21 protein-coding genes are annotated in these 21,099 nt (G+C 57.6%); 11 read left to right on the top strand and 10 right to left on the bottom strand.

Annotated elements, in window-relative coordinates:
• Positions 1-22: 22 nt before the first annotated feature.
• The gene (locus IV01_RS18240; RefSeq protein ID WP_032627170.1) at positions 23-1,348 is read right to left on the bottom strand and encodes an MFS transporter; all 1,326 of its coding nucleotides are present in this window, start codon (positions 1,346-1,348) and stop codon (positions 23-25) included.
• Between the two features lie 157 nt (positions 1,349-1,505).
• Here IV01_RS18240 and IV01_RS18245 point away from each other — a divergent pair, with 157 nt between their 5' ends.
• From IV01_RS18245 to IV01_RS18255, 4 genes are all read left to right on the top strand, one after another.
• Positions 1,506-2,480 (top strand): LysR family transcriptional regulator, encoded by a 975-nt coding sequence (locus tag IV01_RS18245; RefSeq protein WP_032627169.1) that lies wholly within the window; start codon positions 1,506-1,508, stop codon positions 2,478-2,480.
• A gap of 88 nt (positions 2,481-2,568) precedes the next feature.
• Positions 2,569-3,750 carry a fumarylacetoacetate hydrolase family protein gene (locus IV01_RS18250; protein ID WP_032627168.1) on the top strand — a complete coding sequence of 394 codons (1,182 nt, stop codon included), beginning with the start codon at positions 2,569-2,571 and terminating at the stop codon, positions 3,748-3,750.
• Between the two features lie 70 nt (positions 3,751-3,820).
• Positions 3,821-5,227 (top strand): MFS transporter, encoded by a 1,407-nt coding sequence (locus IV01_RS0124750; protein ID WP_050507328.1) that lies wholly within the window; start codon positions 3,821-3,823, stop codon positions 5,225-5,227.
• Positions 5,228-5,293: 66 nt separating this feature from the next.
• Positions 5,294-7,081, top strand: a complete 1,788-nt coding sequence (locus IV01_RS18255; RefSeq protein WP_032627167.1) for an IlvD/Edd family dehydratase — start codon at positions 5,294-5,296, stop codon at positions 7,079-7,081.
• Positions 7,082-7,360: 279 nt separating this feature from the next.
• Here the strand turns inward: IV01_RS18255 and IV01_RS18260 are convergent, their stop codons facing one another.
• From IV01_RS18260 to IV01_RS18270, 3 genes are all read right to left on the bottom strand, one after another.
• Entirely contained in the window at positions 7,361-8,947 is a 1,587-nt protein-coding gene (locus tag IV01_RS18260) for an ABC-F family ATPase (protein ID WP_080290236.1), read from the bottom strand.
• Between the two features lie 269 nt (positions 8,948-9,216).
• Positions 9,217-9,399, bottom strand: coding sequence for a hypothetical protein (locus tag IV01_RS18265; protein ID WP_032627165.1), 183 nt, complete (start codon positions 9,397-9,399; stop codon positions 9,217-9,219).
• 102 nt (positions 9,400-9,501) lie between these two features.
• The gene (locus IV01_RS18270; RefSeq protein ID WP_032627164.1) at positions 9,502-9,696 is read right to left on the bottom strand and encodes a hypothetical protein; all 195 of its coding nucleotides are present in this window, start codon (positions 9,694-9,696) and stop codon (positions 9,502-9,504) included.
• A gap of 147 nt (positions 9,697-9,843) precedes the next feature.
• Between IV01_RS18270 and IV01_RS18275 the strand changes: the two genes are divergently transcribed.
• Both IV01_RS18275 and IV01_RS18280 read left to right on the top strand, forming a co-directional pair.
• Positions 9,844-10,287 (top strand): hemerythrin domain-containing protein, encoded by a 444-nt coding sequence (locus IV01_RS18275; protein WP_032627163.1) that lies wholly within the window; start codon positions 9,844-9,846, stop codon positions 10,285-10,287.
• A gap of 79 nt (positions 10,288-10,366) precedes the next feature.
• Positions 10,367-10,726 carry a hypothetical protein gene (locus IV01_RS18280; RefSeq protein WP_032627162.1) on the top strand — a complete coding sequence of 120 codons (360 nt, stop codon included), beginning with the start codon at positions 10,367-10,369 and terminating at the stop codon, positions 10,724-10,726.
• Positions 10,727-10,796: 70 nt separating this feature from the next.
• Here IV01_RS18280 and IV01_RS0124745 read toward each other — a convergent pair whose 3' ends face one another.
• Positions 10,797-11,129, bottom strand: coding sequence for a hypothetical protein (locus IV01_RS0124745; RefSeq protein WP_032627160.1), 333 nt, complete (start codon positions 11,127-11,129; stop codon positions 10,797-10,799).
• Between the two features lie 88 nt (positions 11,130-11,217).
• Positions 11,218-11,547, bottom strand: coding sequence for a DUF6388 family protein (locus tag IV01_RS18285; protein ID WP_032627158.1), 330 nt, complete (start codon positions 11,545-11,547; stop codon positions 11,218-11,220).
• A gap of 240 nt (positions 11,548-11,787) precedes the next feature.
• Here IV01_RS18285 and IV01_RS18290 point away from each other — a divergent pair, with 240 nt between their 5' ends.
• From IV01_RS18290 to IV01_RS18305, 4 genes are all read left to right on the top strand, one after another.
• Positions 11,788-12,177: a RidA family protein gene (locus tag IV01_RS18290; protein WP_032627155.1), complete on the top strand. Its 390-nt coding sequence runs from the start codon at positions 11,788-11,790 to the stop codon at positions 12,175-12,177.
• A 140-nt stretch (positions 12,178-12,317) separates the two neighbouring features.
• Positions 12,318-13,082 carry an IclR family transcriptional regulator gene (locus IV01_RS18295; protein WP_032627153.1) on the top strand — a complete coding sequence of 255 codons (765 nt, stop codon included), beginning with the start codon at positions 12,318-12,320 and terminating at the stop codon, positions 13,080-13,082.
• 32 nt (positions 13,083-13,114) lie between these two features.
• Entirely contained in the window at positions 13,115-14,320 is a 1,206-nt protein-coding gene (locus tag IV01_RS18300) for an amino acid deaminase (protein ID WP_032627151.1), read from the top strand.
• Positions 14,321-14,338: 18 nt separating this feature from the next.
• Positions 14,339-15,283 (top strand): sugar kinase, encoded by a 945-nt coding sequence (locus IV01_RS18305; protein ID WP_032627149.1) that lies wholly within the window; start codon positions 14,339-14,341, stop codon positions 15,281-15,283.
• A gap of 12 nt (positions 15,284-15,295) precedes the next feature.
• Here IV01_RS18305 and IV01_RS18310 read toward each other — a convergent pair whose 3' ends face one another.
• Positions 15,296-15,571, bottom strand: coding sequence for a peptidylprolyl isomerase (locus IV01_RS18310; RefSeq protein WP_032627148.1), 276 nt, complete (start codon positions 15,569-15,571; stop codon positions 15,296-15,298).
• Positions 15,572-15,823: 252 nt separating this feature from the next.
• Here IV01_RS18310 and IV01_RS18315 point away from each other — a divergent pair, with 252 nt between their 5' ends.
• Positions 15,824-16,993, top strand: a complete 1,170-nt coding sequence (locus IV01_RS18315; protein ID WP_032627313.1) for a PilT/PilU family type 4a pilus ATPase — start codon at positions 15,824-15,826, stop codon at positions 16,991-16,993.
• 137 nt (positions 16,994-17,130) lie between these two features.
• On the opposite strand, the gene IV01_RS18320 is transcribed toward IV01_RS18315, so the two are convergent.
• The 3 genes from IV01_RS18320 to IV01_RS18330 all read right to left on the bottom strand — a co-directional run bounded on the left by IV01_RS18320 (position 17,131) and on the right by IV01_RS18330 (position 21,048).
• Positions 17,131-17,901, bottom strand: coding sequence for a 3-hydroxybutyrate dehydrogenase (locus tag IV01_RS18320; protein WP_032627147.1), 771 nt, complete (start codon positions 17,899-17,901; stop codon positions 17,131-17,133).
• A 10-nt stretch (positions 17,902-17,911) separates the two neighbouring features.
• Positions 17,912-19,303 carry a GntP family permease gene (locus tag IV01_RS18325; protein ID WP_032627146.1) on the bottom strand — a complete coding sequence of 464 codons (1,392 nt, stop codon included), beginning with the start codon at positions 19,301-19,303 and terminating at the stop codon, positions 17,912-17,914.
• A gap of 329 nt (positions 19,304-19,632) precedes the next feature.
• The gene (locus tag IV01_RS18330) at positions 19,633-21,048 is read right to left on the bottom strand and encodes a sigma-54 interaction domain-containing protein (protein ID WP_032627144.1); all 1,416 of its coding nucleotides are present in this window, start codon (positions 21,046-21,048) and stop codon (positions 19,633-19,635) included.
• Positions 21,049-21,099: the final 51 nt, after the last annotated feature.

Below are 21,099 nucleotides of genomic sequence, written 5' to 3'. Positions count from 1 at the left end.
TCCTCGTTCGGTAGTTGGCCAATCAGGCTTCGCGAGCCGTTTCGAGTCTGAAGGCAGTCGCATGACGCTGCGCCAGCGCTAACACACAGATCAGTGAAGTCCCGGCGATCAGGGTGTAGAACACTGCCATCGGCCACCACTGGCCAGGATAGGAGTGCGCCAGCCAGGTTCCGATCAGCGGCGTCAGGCCACCAGCCAACGCACCGCACACCTGATAGGCGAGGGAGATGGCCGTGTAGCGCACGCGGGTTTCGAACATGCCGCTGACGTAGCCTGCGATCACCGCGTAGAACGACGCCATGCACACCACCGCCAAGGCAATCCCGGCAATGATCATCGGTGCTTCACCACTGCTGACCAGGATGAACATGGGGTAGGGTGACGCCATGGCCAGAATCGTCACCGCGCAAAGGAAGCGCGTTGCACCGACTTTTTCCGCAATCCATGCCGCAATGGGCTGGATGCAGAACTGGATGATGGCGACCACAAACAGACATTCGAGAATCAGCGAGCGGGGCAGTCCCAGTTGCTGGGTGCTATAGGCGATCATGAATGTATTGGTGAAGTAGACGCCGGCGATCCCGAGGGTGTTGGCTCCGATACAGAGCAACAGCGGGCGCCAGGATGTTTTCAGGACTTCCAGCACTGGTGCTTGTTGCTTGCGTCCGGATCTTTCGAAGTCCAGCCGCGCCTGCTCTTTGTTATCGAGAAACTCAGGCGACTCGTTCACCCCCAGGCGAATGGCAAGCCCGACGATCAACAGCGCCGCGCTGGCCAGGAATGGCAGACGCCAGCCCCAGCTCATCAAGTCCTCTTCCGGCAAACGCGTCACCGCACTGAAGGCCAAAAGCGAAAGAATCAGGCCCGCCGGGCTGCCCAACTGAGCAAAAGAGGCGAAAAAGTTGCGTCGACCTTTAGGCGCATGTTCGCCCGCCATGAGCACCGCGCCACCCCATTCACCACCCACCGCGATGCCTTGTACCACTCGCAGCAGGATCAACAGCACCGGAGCAGCGGCGCCGATTTGCGCGTAAGTGGGTAGTAAGCCGATGCAGATTGTCACCACGCCCATCATCACCAGCGTGATAACCAACGATTTTTTGCGGCCTATGCGGTCGCCGATATGACCGAAGATCACGCCGCCCAGCGGCCGGGCGAAGAAGCCCACGGCAAAAGTGCCAAACGCAGCCATGGTGCTGAACAGTTTGTCTTCGGAGGGGAAAAAGAGCTGACCGAAAACCAGGGCGGCAGCGGTCGCATAAATATAAAAGTCGTACCACTCGATCATGGTGCCGACGAATGCGGCGGCCGCCGCACGGCGCGGCTGCGGGGAAGCAGAAAGCTCCATGTAGTACTCCATTGGTTAGTTTTGTTGGCAGGAGAAAAAGTTACGGCGAAGTCACTCTGGTGGCGACTGTGAAATGATTTTTTGCGCTTTAGGCATAATCAGTCAAATTTCTATTTATTATGCGAACTATAAACAGGAATTATTATTGAGGCCGGCGATGACAGATCCCTCTCGCAATATCCCTTCATTGCTTAACGACCGCCTTGACTGGAATCTGCTGCGTACCTTTCGCGTCATCGGTCAGGAGCTGAGCATCAGCCGTGCCGCCGCCCGGATGCACCTGACACAACCCGCAGTCAGCCAGGCCCTCAAGCGTCTAGAAGAGCAGTTGGGTTGTCAGCTTATTGCCCGTCGAGGGCCGAGGTTTGATCTGACAGAAGCGGGCGTGAAGATTTTCGCTCTGGCGGGCGAGATGTATGGTCACGTGTCCCAGGTCAGCAATACCCTGCAAATGCCGGGTGATGAGGTGATCGGTAAAGTCCGCTTACTGATGATCAGCCGCATCGTTTCGACCAGCTTCGATAATTTCCTTACGCAGTTTCATCGCAATCACCCCCGTGTTGATCTTGAGGTGGATGTGATGCGCAGCTCTGACATTGTCAGCGCGCTGCTGGAAAAGACCGCAACGTTGGGTTTAAGCCTCAATCGCCGACTGCAACCGCGCCTGGAGCAACGTCTGTTTCAGCGTCAGCGTTATGTATTTTTCTGCGGCCGTAATCACCCTTTATATGGCCGTACAGACCTGACTCAGAGCGACGTGCAGCAAGAGAACTTCGTCAGTTTCACCAGCGACCAGATTGGCGGAATGCTCTCGCCCCTGACGATTTTTCGCGACCAGCAGGGCTTCTCCGGACGGATCGTCGCGTCCTCATCGAGCCTCGAAGAAATCCGCCGGCTGGTCATCGCCGGGATTGGCCTGGGGTGTTTGCCGGAGCACGTGGTAGTTGAAGACGTCGCCAACGGCTTGCTATGGCGCGTCCCGCCGCTGGATGGGGTTGCGGATGTCGATATACACCTGTTGTGGAACCGCGAACAGCGCATGAGCCGGGCAGAAACCGTGTTCATCGAGGGTTTGGCAGCGGGTCTGGAGAGGACTTGGAACGTCGGTAGTGACTCAGCCTTGATACCGTGAGGTTATCGGTTATTGAATATTTGTCATTGGAGTTTATCGCTGTCAGCACCTAGCGTGAGGGGCCTCGCTGAACAGGAAACCAATAAAAATGTCGCTCACACTTACGCCTGCGAACACACTCCCGACGGATGGCCTGACGGGTACTTTAATTGGCCGCGCATGGATCCCCGGTGCAGTTTCAGGCCCGTCGCCAGTGGTCATTCGCCCGGAAGGGGTGTTCGATCTGTCCCGGCATTTCCCGACCCTGACGGACTTGCTGGAGCACCCAGAGCCCCTCAGTGCTGTTCGAGCCGCAACAGGCACCCTGGTCGCCAGTCTCGAAGCCTTGCTGGAAAACTCGCACCCCAATCCGGATCCTGAAAAACCGTACTTGCTGCCGCCAGTCGATCTGCAGGTTATCAAAGCCGCAGGTGTAACCTTTGCCGCCAGCATGATCGAACGTGTCATCGAGGAGCAGGCAGGAGGCGATGCCGCCAAGGCCGAGGCGGTACGGGCCGTGGTGCACAGCGCCATTGGCGATAATCTGCGCAGCATCAAACCAGGTTCGGAGCAGGCTATGCGGCTCAAAGCCTTGCTGATCGAGCAGGGCATGTGGTCGCAATATCTGGAGGTGGGCATAGGCCCGGACGCCGAAATTTTTACCAAAGCACCGATCCTCGCGGCTGTCGGCAGCGGCTGCGAAGTGGGCATCCATCCCAAATCGCACTGGAACAACCCTGAGCCGGAAATCGTCCTCACTGTTAACAGTCGCGGGCAGATTCACGGCGCCACGCTGGGTAATGATGTGAACCTGCGTGACTTCGAAGGCCGTAGTGCACTGCTGTTGAGCAAGGCTAAAGACAACAATGCTTCATGTTCTCTTGGGCCATTCGTGCGGCTGTTTGACGAAACCTTCAGCCTCGACGATGTGCGCAGCTGTGTGGTGGATCTGGAAGTACGAGGCCTGGACGGATACGTGATGCGCGGCTCCAGCTCCATGGATCAGATCAGCCGCGACCCTGCTGACCTCGCCGGCCAAACCCTCAACGCTAATCACCAATACCCGGACGGCTTTGTGCTGTTCCTCGGCACTTTGTTCGCCCCTACTGAGGATCGCGATCACCCGGGCGGCGGTTTCACCCACAAACTGGGCGACCAGGTCACCATCAGCAGCCCGTTGCTGGGCAGCCTGCGCAACATCGTCACCCACAGCAGTGATGCTCAGCGCTGGAGCTTCGGCGTTAATGCCTTGTTCCAGAACCTGGCAGCGCGAGGGCTTTTATCCCGTTGAGCCCTGACTTATACGCCTGATCGTAAAAGTCAGGACTGCCGTGCTAATAACAATAAAAGCGAGGCTCACCATGCACTCTGACGCCAGTGATTCGAACCCTGTCGCGCCTGATCCCAAACAGCTACGACGGGCCATTTTTACCGGTGCTGTCGGCAGCGCCCTTGAATACTATGATTTCGCCATTTACGGCCTGGCCTCCGCGCTGGTCTTTGGTCATATCTTTTTTCCGTCCCTGGGCACCACCGGCGCGTTGCTGGCCAGCTTTGCGACCTATGGCGCGGGCTTTCTTGCTCGCCCATTCGGAGGCCTGTTCTTTGGATCATTAGGTGATCGCAAGGGGCGCAAGCTGGTGCTGCTGCTGACCATCGGCCTGATGGGCCTGGCGACAACCCTCATCGGCCTGTTACCCACTGGAAGCGTGGGTGCGGTGTTGCTGGTATTCCTTCGCCTGCTGCAAGGTTTTGGCGCCGGAGCGGAACAAACCGGCGCTGCGACCTTGATGGCCGAACTGGCGCCGCCCAAGCGTCGAGGTTTTTACGCGGCATTGCCGTTCATAGGCGTATTCACCGGTCTGGCGATGGCGACCATTACCTTCCGCATCATGCAAGCCGTGCTGACCCAGGAGGAAATACTTGCCTGGGGCTGGCGCCTGCCGTTCCTGGCGAGCATCGTGCTCATCGTCATGGCGATCTGGATCCGCTTGAAGCTCAAGGAGAGCCCGGTTTTCAAAGACCTCGCTGAATCGAGGAATGTCATCCAGTCGCCCATGCGGGCGGTGCTCAAGGGGGCTCGTCGCCCGCTACTGGCAACCAGTCTGATGCGTCTGGCGGAGACCGGTTGTTCGACGCTCTATACCACAGTGGCCATTGCATTCCTCACCGGCTATGCGATGAAGCAGGGCGCTGCCGACAATGCAAACTTCGCCACTATCGGCACCAATGCGGTGCTCATTGCGAGTATCGCCAGTGTGATCACCACGCCGCTGTTCGGCGCGTTGTCTGACCGAGTAGGGCGTCTGGTGGTTTATCGCTGCGGGGCTATTTTCACTGCACTCTGGGCGGTTCCGGCCTGGTGGATGATCGACACCGGTAACCCGACACTGGTCTCGATCGCCATCATCGGCGGCTTTGCTCTGGGCGCCAACAGCATGCTCGGCGCACAGTGCGCGCACTTCACCGAGCTGTTCGGCAATCGTTATCGCTACTCCGGGGTTGCCTTGTCCCGTGAGGTGGGAGCGATGCTGTCCGGCGGTATCGCCCCGATCCTGGGGATTTTCCTGGTCGGGATGGCGGGCGGTGCATATTGGGTGCTGGCGGTGTACACCATCGTGCTGGCGGTCTTGACCTTGATGGGAACCCTGTTATCCATCGAAACCCGCGGTCGTAGCCTGACCGACCTGGCTGACGCCGTCGGCAGTGGCGCAGTGCTCAGCGAAGACGAAATTCACTCGCAGCAACAAGCCCGCGTCATTGCCTGACCCCGTTGCTTCGGGGCAAACAGATTCGCCTGACTGATCAATTCAATTACAAGAGAGAAACCGATCATGACTGATACACCCAAACGCCCTCTGCGCAGCCAGCAATGGTTTGATGACCCCGAGCACGCGGACATGACGGCCCTCTACGTCGAGCGCTACATGAACTACGGCCTGACCCGGGATGAGCTGCAGTCCGGGAGACCGATCATTGGCATCGCCCAGACTGGCAGTGATCTAACGCCCTGCAATCGCCATCACATTGAACTGGCGCAACGGGTGAAGGCGGGCATCCGAGATGCCGGGGGTATCCCCATGGAATTCCCGGTGCATCCGATCGCCGAACAGTCGCGGCGACCGACCGCAGCGCTGGACCGCAATCTGGCTTATCTGGGGCTGGTAGAGATCCTCCACGGCTACCCACTCGATGGCGTTGTCCTGACCACCGGTTGTGACAAGACAACTCCTGCCTGCCTTATGGCAGCGGCAACGACCGACCTGCCATCTATCGTCCTGTCCGGCGGACCCATGCTTGACGGTTATCACAAAGGCCAGTTGATCGGTTCCGGGACCGTGCTCTGGCACGCCAGAAATTTGATGGCCGCCGGGGAAATCAACTACGAAGGTTTCATGGAAATGACCACCGCGGCATCACCGTCTGTAGGTCACTGCAACACCATGGGCACGGCGCTATCGATGAATGCTTTGGCTGAAGCCCTCGGTATGTCACTGCCTGGTTGCGCAAGTATTCCAGCGCCGTATCGTGAGCGCGGGCAAATGGCCTATGCCACAGGCAAACGCATCTGTGACCTGGTGCGGCAGGACGTGCGCCCCTCGCAGATCATGACCCGCGAGGCGTTCGAAAATGCCATTGCCGTGGCCTCGGCGCTGGGCGCGTCGAGTAACTGTCCTCCGCATTTGATCGCTATTGCACGGCACATGGGGGTCGAACTGAGTCTCGACGATTGGCAACGGATCGGTGAGGACGTCCCGTTGTTGGTCAACTGCATGCCAGCGGGTAAATACCTGGGGGAAAGCTTCCACCGGGCAGGGGGTGTGCCCGCAGTGATGCACGAACTGCAAAAGGCCGGACGACTGCATGAGGCTTGTGCGACGGTGTCCGGGAAAAGCATCGGCGAAATCGTTACCACGGCCTTCGCCAGTGACGTGGACGTGATCTTTCCGTATGACGCTCCACTCAAGCATGGCGCCGGTTTCATTGTGCTCAGCGGCAACTTCTTTGATAGCGCGATCATGAAAATGTCTGTGGTCGGCGAAGCGTTCCGTAAAACCTATCTGTCCGAACCCGGCGCGGAAAACACCTTTGAAGCTCGGGCCATCGTCTTCGAAGGGCCTGAGGACTATCACGCGCGAATCAATGATCCGGAGCTTGATATCGACGAGCGTTGCATTCTGGTGATCAGAGGCGCGGGAACAGTGGGATATCCGGGCAGTGCCGAGGTGGTCAATATGGCGCCGCCTGCCAGGCTGATCAAGCAGGGTATTGATTCGCTGCCGTGCCTGGGCGACGGTCGGCAAAGCGGAACCTCGGCGAGCCCATCGATTCTCAATATGTCGCCAGAAGCGGCTGTAGGCGGGGGACTTGCGCTGCTGCGCACCAACGACCGACTGCGGGTTGACCTCAACTCACGTTCGGTCAATGTGCTGGTTTCCGATGAAGAGATGGCTGAACGGCGTCTTGCCTGGACACCGGACTACCCGGCATCACAAACGCCCTGGCAAGAACTCTATCGGCAACTGGTGGGGCAATTGTCTACAGGTGGCTGCCTGGAACCGGCAACCCTGCACTTGAAAGTGATTGCCCGCACTGGTGGCGAGCCTCGTCATTCGCATTGAAAGTGCTGACCTGTAGGCGCTCACCGAGGTTACGAGGCCAGCGAGCCCGGTGTTTCAGGCAAACCGCCATCGCTGCCTCGCGGTGCTCGTGAGCTCCTACAGAAAAGCATTCCAATTCAGATATTTATTTCATGTGTGATGGGATGTACCGAAGGCCACGAACTGCGGCGTGTCAGAGACGCCGCATGCGTCGCCGTCGTAACCACCGATAACTCCTACAGTCCCGCGTACTGTCTGTAGGAGCTGCCGAAGGCTGCGAACTTTACAGGCTCAGGCTATTTAGAACACCACACCCTGGCTACGCAGGTAGTCGTCGTAGGTGCCGCTGAAGTCGGTCACGCCACTTGGGCTCAGTTCGATGATGCGGGTCGCCAGGGACGAAACGAATTCGCGGTCGTGGCTGACGAAGATCAAGGTACCTGGATAGTTTTCCAGCGCCAGGTTCAGCGCTTCAATGGATTCCATGTCCAAGTGGTTGGTCGGTTCGTCCATGATCAGCACGTTCGGCTTTTGCAGGATCAGCTTGCCGAACAGCATGCGGCCTTGCTCACCACCGGAAATCACCTTGACCGACTTCTGGATCTCGTCGTTGGAGAACAGCATCCGACCCAAAGTACCGCGGATCATCTGCTCGCCCTGAGTCCACTGGCCCATCCAGTCGAACAGCGTGACGTCATCTTCGAAGTCGTGAGCGTGGTCCTGAGCGTAGTAGCCCAGTTCCGCCGCATCGGTCCATTTGACGCTACCAGCATCCGGAGTCAGTTCGTTGACCAGGGTGCGCAGCAGGGTGGTTTTACCGATACCGTTCGGGCCGATGATCGCTACGCGCTCGCCTGCTTCAATCTGGAAGCTGAAGTCTTTGAACAGCGGCTTGCCGTCGAAGCCTTTAGCCATGCGCTCGACGATAACCGCCTGGCGATGCAGCTTTTTGGTTTGTTCGAAGCGGATAAACGGGCTGACGCGGCTCGAAGGCTTGACCTCGGCCAGCTGGATCTTGTCGATAGCCTTGGCGCGGGAAGTGGCCTGTTTGGCTTTCGAGGCGTTGGCGGAGAAGCGGCTGACGAACGATTGCAGCTCGGTAATCTGAGCTTTCTTCTTGGCGTTGTCCGATAGCAGTTGCTCGCGGGACTGGGTCGCCACGGTCATGTATTCGTCGTAGTTGCCCGGGAACAGACGCAGCTCGCCGTAGTCCAGGTCAGCCATGTGGGTGCACACGCTGTTCAGGAAGTGACGGTCGTGGGAGATGATGATCATCAGGCTGTTGCGCTGGGTCAGGATGTTTTCCAGCCAGCGAATGGTGTTGATGTCCAGGTGGTTGGTCGGTTCGTCGAGCAGCAGCACTTCCGGATCGGAAAACAGTGCCTGAGCGAGCAATACGCGCAGCTTCCAGCCCGGCGATACTTCGCTCATCGGGCCAAAGTGTTGATCGATGCCGATACCCAGGCCAAGCAACAACTCACCGGCACGGGACTCGGCCGTGTAGCCGTCCATTTCAGCGAATTCGGTTTCCAGCTCGGCCACCGCCATGCCGTCTTCTTCGCTCATTTCCGGCAGCGAGTAGATGCGATCGCGCTCGGCCTTGACCTTCCACAGTTCTTCGTGACCCATGATCACGGTGTCGAGCACCGTGAATTCTTCATAGGCGAACTGATCCTGGCGCAGTTTACCCAGACGCACATTCGGCTCAAGCATCACCTGCCCACCCGAAGGCTCAAGATCGCCGCCCAGGATCTTCATGAAGGTGGACTTGCCGCAGCCGTTGGCGCCGATCAGGCCGTAACGGTTACCGGCACCGAACTTGACCGAGACGTTCTCGAACAGGGGTTTGGCGCCGAACTGCATGGTGATGTTTGCTGTGGAGATCAATTACCTTACCTTCAATAGCTTGGATGTGGCTTATGGAAGCCGATTACCGATTTGATACCCGTTTTCGTCTCTGTACCTGAGCGATTGAGACTCTGGTTCGAGGCCATTCTTCGGGCCATATCTAGCCAGCATCTGCGACACAGGAGGTCGGATGACTGGAAATGAAAGCGGGATTCATGCCGAATTTGGCGCGCATTGTCGCATAGGTGAGGCGACAGTTGTATGGCGGCATGCAAGCCCCTGGGAGTAAGGGGCTTAAAGGAGAGGTTTTACAGGTGGGTGATTAGCTGGATGACAACCAACGCAGCCGCTGCAGACACCGCACCGGCCGCAAAAGGCAGGAGGCCGATGCGCTTGGCAAACGACTCTTTGGTGTTCATCAACACATCCAGCTCGGCAAGCTCACGACTCAACAGCCTCTCGCCGCTATTGCTGTTTCGAGTGTTATCCATGGTCGATCCTTTCAACGGGACGGTATGATCTGGTAGCCGTCGCTTGTAATAATGTGTACCCATAGCCGCTAAAACTCAAGCCCGGCGATGGTCTGAAGCCAATCAGGCCTTGGAAATCAGATTGATGATTGCACTGGCCGCTGTTATCAGGCCTGCGCCTACAAGGTACGGGTACCAGAAGGCTTCTCGCTTCAATTTCTTTTCTTCGGCCAGTAGCTTGCGGGTTTCTGCGACCAACTTGCGGCTCTGGATTTGGAGATTTTCCAGCTCAAGATATTGGCGGTCGTCTTGCAACATCCTTTGTCCTTTGGCTTCGTTCATTTGCTGGTGCGGTAGTTTCCGGTACCTCGCGTACTCCCGCAATAATGTTGAACTGCCATTCTTGCCCGACTGTCTAGTAAGGGTCGCTTCCAGATTCGGAAGCCAGTCTCTGGAGAATAGACCTTGAATATTTTTGAAGCCTTGCGAGAAAGCCACGAGCGCCAGCGCAACTATGCCGACATCCTGGTGCAGACCCACGGCGACACTGCCGAGCGTGCTGAAGCCTATAAACAGCTCAAAGCCGAGCTTCAGGCCCATGAAACGGCCGAGGAACGCTTCTTTTATATCCCGCTGATGGAGCACGACAGTGGCGTTGATCTGAGTCGGCACGCAATCTCCGAACATCACGAAATGGACGAGATGATGGAAGAGTTGGACGAGACCGAAATGTCGAGCCCCAGCTGGCTGGCGACAGCCAAGAAACTTTCCGAGAAAGTCCATCATCACTTGAAGGAAGAAGAGCAGAAATTCTTTCAAATGGCGGGCAAGATTCTCGATGACAAGCAGAAAGAAACCCTGGCTGGGGAATACGTCAAAGAGTACGAAGTGCAATTGACTGAAGCATAAAGCTCACGGGCAGGGCGCATGGACCGGCATGCGCCTTCCCCGACCGTGTAGAATCCATTTCTTTAACCCAAGGAATGTCATGAAGCTTTTGATTTCGGTGCTGGTCCCCACGGTGCTGGTTGTCACACTGCTCGCAGGATGCACCTCCCCGTCAAATCAAGCCCGCCTGGCTGGTCCTTACAAGTCCTACTCCAGCCACAAGACTGCCGTTGTTGTCGCGCAGTGCATTGAATACTCATGGCAGGACGAAGCACTACTGGGCGGCGAAGCGGATGCCTTCATGCATTCAGGCAAAGATGGGTTCACTATCTACAACACGGGCGCGGAGTTTTTTGTCGACGTGAAACCAGCTGGGGCCGGATCGGCTGTCAGCTATTACGCGCCGCCGTCGAGTCAGGCAGCCGAGCGGCGTGGGGCTGCGTTGGCGACTTGTCTTTAACTTAGCCAGCTCGTAACTCAAGCAAAAAAAATGGCCCGGCATTGACCGGGCCATTTGCTGTCACCGAGACTCAGTTGTCGTCAGAGCCTGATGCGCCGCCGCCGGTACCATTAGGGCCGTTTTTGTTCGGGCCACCGGTTTTACCTACAGCGCTGCCAGTAGTGCCGCCATCGACAGATTTGCCCGCACCGGATTCGGAGCTGCGACCATAGGCATCAGCTTTTTTGGTGCTGCCGTCTGGAGCGGCAGGGTGAGTGCCTGGTGGCATCGCGGAACCGCTCTGGGCACCGCCGGTTTCAGGTTTGACTGGGCCGGTGCCCGATTCGCCCGCTGCGAACGCGGACCCGAAAGAGATGGAAAGCAGTCCTGCAAGGAAAAGGCTAGTCATCTTTGACTTCATCATGGTGCGTCTCCAAATTATGGGCGTTACCTGATATTGGTCAGTCGAGAGATGGCAGGGTGCCCTTGGGGGCGACGAACGGTCTTGTTGCTCAGGGTGTCAGACCGTTCATTTCGCAGTATTGAAGCCAGTCCATCCCGGCCATCTGCGCTACCTCTTTATGCACCTCTTGGCGTTGAGCTTCGTACTCTTCGGGGGTTTGCGCCGTCAGCTGCAAGGTCAACTCCCAGGCAAATAAGCCCTGCCTCTCGGCTTCTTCCTCGAAGGCCTCATGCAGGCGCTCTTCTCGATACTGCTCCCGGGTCAGCCCTGCGGCCTGGGCGGCCAAAGGATTGAGCCTGGCAAGTTCCTGCTCCAGGTCCGGGTGCCGGGCGAGGAAAATTTCCAGGGCAACTTGATGAGGATGTTCTGCTAAAGCCATTGGATCTCCGTTTTGCGGGCAACGGCGAAATGCCTGTCTGCCTGATAATAGCTGCTCAGCAACCAGTCAGCCCTGTCTGGCGTTAAAGCGTATCCGATAGACAGCCAGGACGTCGGCGCGTTGGTTTTTTTCATCCACTGATTGTGGCAGACTCTTCAGTATTCCTTTATTGCAGAATAAGTTCCGCTGTAGCGGAATTAGGTTTTTGCTTTCATCACCTTCAGCCTGGAGAAAAACAGCATGAGCATCAAACGTTACGGCGCTGGAAGCGTTGCCGGTGGCGGCCAGCCTCGTCCTTTTGCACGAGCCGTGGAAGCCGATGGCTGGCTGCATGTCTCCGGGCAAGTGCCCGCCCATGAGGGTGAAATCATCGCCGGCGGGATCGTTGAGCAGACCCGCAAGACCATGGACAACCTGGTAGCTATTCTGACCGAGGCCGGTTACGGCCTTGAGGATGTGGTGCGGGTCGGCGTGTGGCTGGAAGATCCGCGGGATTTCTGGAGTTTCAATAAAGTGTTCGGTGAGTACTTCAAGCCCGAGCATGCGCCTGCACGAGCCTGTGTGCAGGCCAATATGATGGTCGATTGCAAGGTCGAGATTGATTGCATTGCGTACAAAAAGAAGGCGTGACGTGGAACCGGCTTTAGCCGGGAAGGCGCGACAAGGATTGAAGAATATCTAGCGGCTGCACCGGCCTCTTCCCGGCTTAAGCCGGTCCCACGACACAGGGCTGGACGATGAGCCTTCACACCATTTCGGATAACCCAGACATGACCGAAGACACCATAAAGCGACGGGCGCGGGGGCTGGATCGGGCGTTCGACATCCTTGATTTCCTCAAGGAAAAAGGCGCTCCATTACGACCCAACGACATTGCCAACGGCATCGGCAGCCCAAAATCCACGGTGTATGAACTGGTGGCGTCATTGCTCGAACGGCGCATCCTTGAACCTGTTGGTACCGAAGGTCATGTCTATCTGGGCCGCCAGCTTTATTTCCTGGGTCAGGCTCATCTACGCCATTTCGACTTTACGCGTGAAGCTCAGGTTTGCCTCAGTGATATTGTCAGGCAGACCCGGGAAACCGCGCAGATGTGCCTGCTCAACGGCCGCAAATACACCGTGGCACTGATGCAGGAGGGTGAACGACATTTCCGCATATCCTCGAATATCGGCGAGAACGCTCCGATTCCCTGGACCGCTTCTGGCCGCTTGCTGCTGACCCATTTGTCCGATCAGGCCATTGCCGAACTGATTGACGCCGATGACTTCATCCTGCCCGATGGGGAGAGGCTCTCCATGGCGACCTTTCTCGGTGAAATTCGCAAGGCGGGCGAAGAGGGTTTCTTCTCCTTCGATAGCGTGGCCGACACTTTCACCCATTGCTTTGCCGCTCCGGTCAAAGACAGCAACGGCGTGTGCATTGCTACCTTGTGCATCGTTGCCCCACGCGACGATGCCAAAACCCATTACAACGCTTATCGCAAAGTCTTGATCGAGAGTGCCAACGGCCTTGCACGGCGCATCAGTGAATAGCATCAGTAAATAAAAACCATCTGGAGATCTGCATGAGCATTGCAAAAGTTGAGAAAGGTGCGGCAACGCCGGGCGACTATATGGTGCGTGACGTTAGCCTCCCGGCACTGGTCATTCATCGTCAGGCGCTGGAGCACAATATTCGCTGGATGCAGACCTTTGTCAGTAACAGCGGCGCGGAACTGGCGCCCCATGGCAAAACCAGCATGGTGCCGGCGTTATTCCGTCGGCAACTGGAAGAGGGCGCCTGGGGCATGACGCTGGCGACCGCCGTACAAACCCGAGCGGCCTATGTACGCGGCGTGCGACGGGTGCTGATGGCCAATCAGCTGATTGGTACCCCAAACATGGCGATCATTGCAGAGATGCTGTCGGACTCGATGTTTGATTTCCATTGCATGGTCGACCACCCAGACAACGTCGCCGCACTGGGAGAGTTCTTCGCCTCTCGAGGTCTTCGCCTGAACGTGATGATTGAGTACGGCGTGCCGGGCGGCCGCTGCGGTTGTCGCACCGAGCAACAAGTGCTGGCACTGGCCGATGCCATCGCGGCTCAACCGGCACTGGCGTTGACTGGCATCGAGGGATATGAAGGTGTGTTTCACGGCGATCAGGCGGTCAGCGGCATCCGCGAGTTCGCCGCTTCACTGGTGCGGCTGGCCGTACAGTTGCAGGATCAGGGCGCATTTGCTCTGGAGCGGCCGATTGTCACGGCGTCGGGCTCGGCCTGGTACGATCTGATTGCCGAAGCTTTTGACGAGCGCCAGGTGCGCGAGCGATTCCTGGCCGTCTTGCGCCCCGGCAGTTATGTGGTACACGACCACGGCATCTATAAAGATGCGCAATGCTGTGTGCTCGATAGGCGCAGTGATTTAACCGAAGGGTTGCAACCGGCCATGGAAATCTGGGCGCATGTGCAGTCACTGCCTGAGCCCGGCTTTGCAGTCATCGCAATGGGCAAACGTGACGTTGCCTACGACGCTGGATTGCCCAATCCATTACGCCGCTACCAGGCGGGGATGCTGGAAGATAAAGGAACGGACATCAGCGCATGCACCGTCACCGCCGTGATGGATCAACACGCCTTTATGACCGTCGCGACCGGCTGCGAGCTTAAAGTGGGCGACATCATCGCCTTCGGCTCATCTCACCCCTGCCTGACGTTCGACAAATGGCGCTCGGGCTGTCTGGTGGACGAACAGCTGCAAGTCATTGAAAGTTTCGACACCTGTTTCTAATCGAAGGATTGATCCGTTATGAGTGAACTCGTTACCCATAGCCAGCCACGAATCGCCTTGATCGGTGAGTGCATGATCGAGCTGCAGCAGCATGCCAATGGCGCTCTGCAGCAGAGCTTCGGCGGCGACACGCTCAACACCGCGGTTTACTTGTCGCGGCTGCTCAAGAGCGGTGCACAGGTTGACTACGTGACAGCGTTGGGCGACGACAGCTTTAGTGATGCCATGTGCCAGAGTTGGGCGCAGGAAAACGTAGGGCTGAGCAAGGTGCAACGTCTGCCGGGCAGGTTGCCGGGGCTGTATTGCATCCAGACCGATGCCAAGGGTGAGCGGCGCTTCTTGTATTGGCGCAATGAAGCGGCAGTACGCGACTGCTTTACCAGCGAAAGTGGTGATACGGTCCTGAATGCTTTGGCTGACTACGATGTCCTCTACCTGAGCGGTATTACCCTGGCGGTGCTGGGGGAAGTCGGCCGTGAGCGGCTGCTTGCGGCGTTGAAACGCGCACGGGCGAAAGGCACGAGAGTAGCTTTCGACAACAACTACCGGCCGCGGCTCTGGGCTTCAGTTGATCAGGCGCGCGAAGCTTATCGAGCCTGTCTGGAGCATGTCGATGTCGCGCTGCTGACCGAAGACGATGAGCAAGCGCTGTTTGGCTATGCCGACACGGAACAGTTGTTAGCCGCTTATCGGCAGCGTGATATCAGCGAAGTGGTGGTCAAGCGCGGCTCCCTCAGTTGCCTGGTGGAATCTGCGGGTGAACGCTATGACATTCCGGCACAGCCTGTAACACGAGTGATTGACAGCACCGCTGCCGGGGACTCGTTCAGCGCCGCTTATCTGGCCATGCGCTTGCGCGGTCGCGGCCCGGCTGAGGCAGCAGAAGCCGGGCATCGTTTGGCGAGCGTGGTGATTCAACATCCCGGGGCGCTGATTCCCGACAGTGCCATGCCAACCTTTTAAGCTGATCAGGTATCAGTCGCGGTAGAAAACCTGGACCAAGTGGTAGCCAAATTTGCTTCTGATCGGACCATGGACGGTGCGTAACGGCTTTTTGAAAATCACCTGATCAATCGCCCCCACCATTTGTCCCGGCCGGACTTCACCCAGGTCACCGCCACGTTTGCCAGAAGGGCAGGTGGAGTGTTTCTTCGCAAGCACATCAAACGCTTCGCCTTTGGCAATGCGCTGCTTGAGTTGTTCGGCCTCTTCGGCGGTTTTCACCAGAATGTGGCGGGCTTGGGCTTTCATGGGTCGCAGGGCCTGAGGAAAAATCGGCGGCCATTATCACACAGGTCACAGCGCAGGTCGCAGTAGGGTGAGCGTCGCACATGTCGTCCTGCCGTGAATACGTCCACTGTTTCAAAAGCAGGATGATCAATGATTGCGTCCGGCACCGTTCTGCCGCCAAGCTATGCGCACTCGCCCGTGAACGATTATTCCGGGTGAACGTCGCCTAAGGTGCGGCATCTATTCAGTCAAATCATTGGTGCGGTGTTGCTTATGGATTTTCCGGCGTTGTTGAGGATTCTGGCCAGCCAGGATGGATCGGACCTTTATCTTTCCACCGGCGCACCGCCTTGTGCCAAATTCAATGGGGTGCTCAAGCCCCTGAGTGCAGAGAAGCTCAAGCCCGGGCAAGTGGGCGAAATTGCCCAGAGCCTTATGGATAAAGAGCAGCAACTGGATTTTCATCGTGAGCTGGAGATGAATCTGGCGGTGTCCATGGCCGGAATCGGGCGCTTTCGAATCAACATCTTCATGCAGCGCAACGAAGTTTCACTGGTGGCGCGAAACATCAAGCTGGACATCCCACGGTTTGAAGACCTGCATCTCCCGCCCGTGCTGCTGGATGTGATCATGGAAAAGCACGGGCTGGTGCTTTTCGTGGGTGCGACCGGCTCTGGCAAGTCCACTTCACTGGCCTCCCTGATCGACTACCGCAACAGCAATGCCAGCGGCCACATCATTACCATTGAAGACCCGGTGGAATTCATCCATCGGCACAAGAAGTCCATCGTCAACCAGCGCGAAGTCGGCGTTGATACCCGCAGCTTTCATGCTGCGTTGAAAAACACCCTGCGTCAGGCCCCGGACGTGATCCTCATCGGCGAGATCCGTGATCGGGAAACCATGGAGCATGCGCTGGCCTTTGCTGACACCGGTCACCTGGCGATTTCGACGTTGCACGCCAACAATGCCAATCAGGCATTGGACCGGATCATCAACTTCTTCCCTGAAGAGCGCCGTGAGCAATTGCTCCATGATCTGAGCAATAACCTCAAGGCTTTCGTATCGCAACGTCTGGTCAACACCGTGGACGGCAAACGCCGCGCAGCGGTGGAGGTCATGATGGGTACGCCGACCATTCGCGACCTGATCCAGCGCAACCAGCTCAATGACCTCAAGGGCATCATGGAAAAATCCGGCCATCTGGGCATGCAGACGTTCGACAGCGCGCTGTTCGAACTGGCCTCGACCGGCATCATCACTGAAGAGGAAGCGGTGAAGTATGCAGACTCGAAGAACAACCTGCGCCTGCGGATGAAGCTGCACGGCGAAGGAGTGACCGCTGCGCCAACCGTCGCTCCGGCGGCCCCGGTGGGTACCAGCAGCGCCAGACCTTCCGATTGGGGGTTGGTGGATGAAGGGGGTCAGGGCGGGCAGAGTTAACTACGCGTGAAGATCAGATCTGTGGGAGCGAATTCATTCGCGAAAAGGTCGGTCCAGCCGCCTGTATCTGTCGCTGACAATACCGTCTTCGCGAATGAATTCGCTCCCACTTGGCCTGCACAATTCGGTTGTTGCGACTACCTTGCCAACCACCCCCCATCAATATTCCACGCCGCCCCGCGCACCTGGCTGCCGGCTTCACTGCATAGAAACAACACCAGCTCGCCCAATTGTGACGGCGTCACGAATTCCAGCGAGGGTTGTTTCTCGGCAAGCAGGTCATGCCGCGCCTGATCGGCATCGCCACTCACGGCCGCCCGGTCGTCGATCTGCTGCTGGACCAGTGGCGTCAATACCCAACCTGGGCAAATCGCGTTGCAGGTAATCGGAGTGGTTGCGGTCTCCAGGCCGACGACTTTGGTCAGCCCGATCACACCATGTTTGGCGGCTACATAGGCCGCCTTGCCGGTAGAACCCACGAGGCCATGCACGGAGGCGATATTAATAATGCGCCCCCAGTTTTTGTTGCGCATGCCCGGCAGGCAGAGGCGGGTGCTATGGAACACCGAAGACAAGTTGATTGCGATAATCGAATCCCATCGTTCAACCGGGAAGGCCTCGACAGCGTCGACGTGCTGAATACCGGCGTTGTTGACCAGAATATCCACCCCGCCAAACTCACGTTCTGCGTAGGCAATCATCTCGGCTATTTCCTCGGGTTTGCTGACGTCGGCCGGATGATGACCCACCTTGCCGCCGAACTTGCCCACTTCGGCGATCACCGCCGAAGCATCACCGAAACCGTTGAGAATCAGGTTCGCGCCGGACCGTGCCAGGCTCAACGCAATCCCCAGACCGATACCGCTGGTGGATCCGGTCACCAATGCCGTTTTACCTTGCAGACTCATATTCCGTGCCTCACACAATGCCAGTGGCGTAGAAGGTGCCGATCACCACGAAAACCGCCAGGGTCTTGATGATGGTGATACCAAAGATGTCTTTGTAGGCCTCGCGATGGGTCAGGCCGGTGACCGCAAGCAACGTAATGACCGCGCCGTTATGCGGCAGTGTATCCATGCCACCACTGGCCATCGCCGCCACTCGGTGCAGGACTTCCAGCGGAATGTTCGCGGCATTGGCAGCACTGATGAAGGTATTGGACATGGCAGCCAGGGCGATGCTCATCCCCCCTGAAGCGGATCCGGTGATCCCGGCCAGCAATGTCACTGTGATCGCTTCGTTGACCAGTGGATTGGGGATGCTTTTCAGCCAGTCCGCCAACACCAGAAATCCCGGCAGCGACGCTATCACCGCACCAAAACCATATTCTGACGCGGTGTTCATGGCGGCCAGCAATGCGCCGCTGACGGCACTTTTACTGCCTTCGGCGAGTCGGCTTTTGATGGCGGAAAAACCAAAGGCCAAGACCATGAGGATCCCCACCAGCAGCGCCGCCTCAACTGCCCAGATGGCCGTCAGCTTGGCGATCTCGGTCTGAACCGGCGTTGCCATGCCCGGCAATGCCAGGGTATGGGTCTTGCCGTACCACTGGGGAATCCACCAGGTGAACAGGAGGTTCATGACGCCCACCAACAGCAGCGGAGAGAGGGCGATCCACGGATTGGGCAGTTTGATGTCTTCAGCAGTTTCCGGCTCGTTACGCAGTTCGGTGCCGTAGCCTTCACCCGCGCGTTGCGCCTTGTTACGTTGCCGCTGCAGATAAAGCATGCCGGCGCAGAAGACGAATATCGTGCCGATCACGCCCAGCCAGGGTGCAGCCCAAGCCGTGGTGTTGAAGAAAGTCGTGGGGATAATGTTCTGGATCTGCGGCGTACCGGGCAGGGCGTCCATCGTGAATGAAAACGCACCCAGAGCAATGGTCGCGGGGATCAGTCGCTTGGGTATATCACTCTGGCGAAACATCTCTGCGGCAAAGGGATAGACCGCGAACACCACCACGAACAGTGATACGCCGCCGTAAGTCAGCAGCGCGCAGACCAGCACAATCACCAGCATCGCCTGCCGGGTCCCGAGCACGCCAATGGCAGCTGCCACGATGGCGCGGGAAAAGCCGGAAAGCTCGATGAGTTTGCCGAACACAGCACCCAGCAGGAAGACAGGGAAATACAGTTTGATGAAACCGACCATCTTGTCCATGAACACGCCGGTGAAAGCAGGCGCCACAGCCGAGGGGTCGGTGAGCAATACCGCACCAAGGGCGGCAATGGGGGCAAAGAGGATAACGCTGTAGCCACGGTAAGCAGCAAGCATCAACAGCGCGAGGGCTGCCAAGGCAATGATCACACTCATTGAGTGTCTCCTGGCCAGGGAATCCGGCGAACTCAGAGGCTGCCGAAGGCTCTCTGTACGGCTCGCTGAAATCGTCAGGCATATTGTTATTGTTTTCGGCTGCGGCGGTCCGCCCACTGGGTATAGCGGATTTCATGCCAAACGCCCAAGAGGCTGATTTAAAAGGGTTTATCTATGATTTCACAGCGGCATGAGATTCTGCAGTCTCCAAAAAGAGACTGACAGCCAGCGATGCTTTTTCGCCTTCGATCAGGAGTCCCTGTCAAAGGCCGTATTAGAGCTACCGGTAAGCCTGCCTTCGATATCTCCATTTAAAGACGCAAGTCTCTTTATTGAGACTCGACGATCCCCAATGCTGCCATTTTTTTGTAAAGCGTAGATCGCCCCAGGCCGAGTTGGCTCGCGGCGTCGACAACATTCCCTGCGCAGAGGGCCAATGCCTGTTCGATGACTTGCCGATCATAGCGCTGACGCGCCTGACTGAAGGTTTCGAAGGGTGCTGCTTCCCCATGTAGGCCGGTATGACTGGTCAACGGCACGAGATTGCCGATTGCTGCACGAATCTCTCTGGCGTTGAGCACCAAGTCATCACTGAGCAGCGCTGCACGCTCCAGCACATTGCGTAATTCCCGAATGTTACCGGGCCAGGCGTGCTGCGCCAGCAAGGCCAATGCGTTGTCCTCCAGTTCGTGCTGGCTGCGCAGCTCCTCGAGAATCGCTTCGCTGAGAGCAGGAAGATCATCCAGACGCTCTCTCAAGGGGGGAACGTGAATCGGCAGTACGCTCAAGCGGTAATACAGGTCGGCACGAAATTCGCCGCGCTTGATCGCGGCTTCAAGGTCGGTGGATGTAGCTGCGATCAGCCGGATATCGCTGCGGACAACCTCATTTGAACCGACTGGTTCATACTCTTTCTCTTGGAGGACTCGCAGCAGCTTGCTCTGCAACGGTAAAGGCATATCGCCGATTTCGTCGAGAAACAGAGTGCCGCCCTGAGCGATTTGCAATTTACCGGGACGCGCCTTGCGATCAGCACCGGTGAAGGCTCCCGGCGCAGTGCCGAAGAACTCGGCTTCGAGCAGGGTTTCGGGGATCGCGGCACTGTTGATACTGACAAAGGCCTTGTGCGCCCTGGGTGATGCGCTATGGATGGCGTGGGCCAGCAGCTCCTTTCCGGTGCCTGTTTCACCGAGTAGCAGCACCGGAGAGTCAGCGCTGGCGCTACGTCGGGCGCGGCGTTTGACCTCCAGGCTGGCAGCGCTGGTACCAATGAAATGCGCAAAGCTGTACTTGGCCTGACGAGCACGTAACAGCGAGCGGGTCGAGGCCAGTTCCTCTTGCATGCTCAGATAGCGCTTGAGCAGTGGAGACAGGGCCTGCAGTTCGCCGAAAAGGGCGAAACCGATGGCGCCAATCAAATCGCCAGCGTCATCGTGGATCGGCAGACGCATGACCACCAGCGGGTCTTTGGCGGTGTCCATCATGTCCAGCAGGATTGGTCGGCCATTGGTCGCGACCTGGCGCAGCAGGCTGCCCGGTATGACCTTTTCACACGGCTGTCCCAGAGCAAGACTTGAGTCCTGCAGGCCAAAGCGCCGTGCATAACGTTCATTGATCCAGACGATGTTGGCGTTTTTGTCGACGATCACGGTTCCTTCGCTGGACTGCTCGATGATCTCGAACAGAGAGCGAATCGCGAGTTGTCTGACGCTCAGATAATCGTTGAGGCTGTGGCTTTCTTTCATGGGATTTTCCATGGAGGGTTCCGTTGCTTGAAACCGGCGTCTGGCCGCACA

The organism is Pseudomonas syringae, from assembly GCF_000737245.1.
GTDB lineage: Bacteria > Pseudomonadota > Gammaproteobacteria > Pseudomonadales > Pseudomonadaceae > Aquipseudomonas > Aquipseudomonas syringae_J.
Note: the sequence above shows the minus strand (reverse complement) of the source record. Positions and strands in the feature narration are given on the sequence as shown.